At 31.8% G+C, this 3,057-nt stretch carries 3 protein-coding genes; all 3 read right to left on the bottom strand.

The window, feature by feature from the left end; genetic code table 11:
- The coding region (locus AC2LE6_RS08765) for an SOS response-associated peptidase (RefSeq protein WP_484478880.1) at nt 1-666 on the bottom strand (666 nt) is incomplete at its 3' end.
- A gap of 49 nt (nt 667-715) precedes the next feature.
- Nucleotides 716-1,918, bottom strand: coding sequence for an enoyl-ACP reductase FabV (gene fabV / locus AC2LE6_RS08760; RefSeq protein ID WP_484478879.1), 1,203 nt, complete (start codon nt 1,916-1,918; stop codon nt 716-718).
- Nucleotides 1,919-2,007: 89 nt separating this feature from the next.
- The coding region (locus tag AC2LE6_RS08755; protein ID WP_484478878.1) for an ATP-binding cassette domain-containing protein at nt 2,008-3,057 on the bottom strand (1,050 nt) is incomplete at its 5' end.

Raw genomic sequence — 3,057 nt, 5'->3', positions numbered from 1 at the left:
AGGCTCTATACATTGCAACCCATTATTACTACTTTTATTTACAAAGTTAGAAACCTTGAATTTATGGAATCCATTATGAGATGATCTCGATACAATTTCATTCAACTGCTCATCTGTTGAATTGTCATTCAACCATACCAAGGAATCCTCATATGATAAAATTACAGGCATTCTATTATGAATATCAGACAACAAATCATCTGATTCTTTAGTTAGCATCGCAGTGGTATATACCGGTTTCTCGTTAACAAGTTTATTTACTGTCCATATAGCAGCAAAGGCAAATAAATCATTTGATGTTTTCTTGATTACATATGGTTGCTTGATCTCTTTTCTTTCCCATTCATAATACCCGCTTGCAAGAATCAAACTTCTTCGTTTCTTAAATGATTCCTTAAAAGAATTCTTTTCTTTAATTGTTTCACTTCTAGCATTACTCATCTTGAATGAACTTTTCTTGTCTTTGGCAAACGGTGGTATGAACCCCCAATCAATGTATCCAACTTTATATTCTGTCGTTGTTTTTATAACAGACAAAATAGGTTGACCTGGTGAGATATTATAGTTCTCAGAGTAATCAAGGTCAAATCCACTTATATCATAATTTGATTGTAAGAAACCTAAGAGTTCATCATAGGTATAACTCACTATAAATCTTCCACACATATTTATCACCTACTCTAATTATATCATAAAAAAATAGAGGACGAGCCCTCTATACTTTTATGTAGTTGAATTGTGAATCTAATTCTGAAATATCTATATCCATATCGTAATCTATATCGTCAAAACCAAATCCGTTTAATTGGAACAAATCAGATAGGAATACTTTGGTTCCGTCTAAATCAAAGAATGTTTTAAAATCGAGATCATTCATCAGTGCCAAAGCTTGTTTTTGAATTGTTTGATCCATCTCCAAATTATCAAGTCTTATACGACCTTTTTCATCTAAAATTCTATTAGTTCCATAAACCATGTCCTTAAATAACCTATATTTATGTTCTTCTATTGTTTCGTGAACGTTATTATCTATCATTACATTGTATAAACAAGAAACATAGATTGGCATTTGTGGAATGTAGATACTCGCCTTAGTCGCAACAGCTTTACTTGAAGATACAAGTGCTTCACCGTCGTACTTCTTCTGAATCATTGTGTTTAATCTAGTTGTAGTTTCTTCAAGGTCTTCTTTCGCCTTACCTAAAGTTCCACCTCGATATATAGCCTTAGTGGTTTCACCACCAATATACGTATATGATATCGTTTTGAAGTGTGTGTTTAACACACCCTCGTTATCTAGATGATTGATCCAATCTTCCCAATTACTTCCACCCATAACGTATACAGTACTTTCAACTTCTTCTTTTGAAGCATTTGTTACTTCAAGTTCAAACACTTCATGTTTAACTATATCCATAGTTAAACCCGTAACATCTTCCCCTAACGCTTTAATGAATGATTTAACTACTTCACCTGTTTTACTATTCTTTCTAGCTCCAGAAGCAACACTATATATTACCAAATCAATCTTACCGACTTCATTCTTTATATAATTAGTAACTTGTTCTATCATTTCATCACTAAATGCATCACCTATAAAATCTTTATGAATTCCACCATATGACTCAATGTACTTGTGAAATGCTACATTATTCCAATATCCTGCAGTTCCACTTCTTTTTCCTTTTGGTGCAGATTCAAAAGATACATTAATTGTGTTTGAATTACCAGCAACTCCTAATGTGATCCTACTTGCTAGACCATACCCTGAAGAACCACCTATAATTAGAACATTCTTAGGTGCATCAAATTTATCAAGTTTATTTATATTCTCAAACTGACTTTTAACTTGTTTCAAACATCCAATTGGATGACTATTTGTAAACAGATTATTTCTTATACTTGGTTTGATTATCATATTATTCCTCCTATAAAAACTCTCTTTGTTATTTTAACATTTTATAGGGTTTTTCACAATCAATTTGAACATCAAATAAAAAGAGACTACTAGAGTCTCCTTGCCTTAAATAATCCATTTTTTCTTAGTTCAAGAACATCATCAAACACATTCTCGATGAAAGATCTATCATGGCTAACAGAAATTATTGTACCTTTGAATAACATCAAGATATTATGGATAACAGGTATACTAAGTGGTGATAAATTCCTTGTAGGTTCATCAAGTATTAACACATCCGATTTATCCAACACCATTTTAAGAAGTAATAGTTTCGCTCTTTGACCACCAGATAACGAATCAGTACTATAAAGCATTTCTTCTCGTGTAAAATGTAGTGCTCCTAACATTTTTCTAACACGACCTTCTTCACTAGAAACTCTACCCCTCATTATGAAATCCAATGTGTTCTCACCTTGAATTAATTCATCATAATTTTGTGGCATATAGCCTACATTAATATTGACAACATTACTTAAATCAGTGACAATTTTTCGTAATAATGTTGATTTCCCAGTACCATTTTCTCCTATAATACAGAGCTTTTGCGGTCCTTTGACAGTTAAGTTTATATTAGTTGCTAATACCTTGTCATCTATACAAATAGATTCATTGTTGTAATCAAGAATTACTTTTTTATTTGGTATTGAAATATCTTTGTCGAAGAAAAGATTAATCTCGTCTGCGCGCTCTGGAATATCAAGAAAGCTTGTTTCTTCTTTACCCATTCTTTTTTCCATACTTTTCATTGACTTCATCTTCTTTGCAAGTAACCTTGCAAGTGAAGGGTTTCTAACTGCTTGATTCTGTTGGTGTTCTACTTTTTGGTAAATCTGTCTGAATCTTTCAACCTTTTTCTTATAATCTGAACGCTGTTTTCTCGCAACCATTTCCTGAGAATCCATTGATAAATTTCTTTTTTGCTTGTACTCTATGTAACCTGATTTTTCAAAGAAAGTCATCGCTTTCTGATTCTTGTTTATTTGTGTTAAATGGATAATACCATTTGCTGTATTCTCTAATAATCTCTCATCATGAGATATGTATAGGATTGGTCTTTCTTCATTAATAATAAAGTCTTCTATAAATAATACAGTTTC

This window comes from Candidatus Izemoplasma sp., assembly GCF_982632705.1.
This window is presented reverse-complemented; position numbering and strand designations above follow the sequence as displayed.

Excerpts from the sequence above, each read along its gene's own strand:
- fabV (WP_484478879.1), bottom strand. The coding sequence starts at position 1,918 with ATGATAATCAAACCAAGTATAAGAAATAATCTGTTTACAAATAGTCAT.